Origin of the sequence: Pseudomonas sp. RA_35y_Pfl2_P32, assembly GCF_963970735.1 — a bacterium.
GTDB lineage: Bacteria > Pseudomonadota > Gammaproteobacteria > Pseudomonadales > Pseudomonadaceae > Aquipseudomonas.
The window spans coordinates 1-273 of sequence record NZ_CAXAQF010000422.1 but is presented as its reverse complement, the minus strand read 5'-3'; the positions used below and the strand labels follow the sequence as shown (position 1 = coordinate 273).

Below are 273 nucleotides of genomic sequence, written 5' to 3'. Positions count from 1 at the left end.
GATCGCGCAGGCCATCGACAAACCATTTTTTGACCCAGGCGGTTTCCCGATCCCAGGCGGTGGCGAAGTTGTGGTTCAGGTCATGCAAGGCAGGGCCTTGCACTTTGATCGACAGGTCCTGCCAGGGGCCGAAGCCCGGACTGCGACGCGCCGCTTTGTCGTCATACAGGTGGGCGCTGGTATCCCAGTAGTTGCGGTGCATGTTGTGGCCCATGACGAAACCCACGGCGTTCGCGGTGTCTTCGTAGTCCACCAACACCATCTTCTGGTGGT

General features: G+C 60.1%; 1 pseudogene. It reads right to left on the bottom strand.

From position 1 onward, the window contains the following. Nucleotides 1-273: pseudogene (locus tag AACY45_RS28995) on the bottom strand (hypothetical protein); the annotation flags it as partial.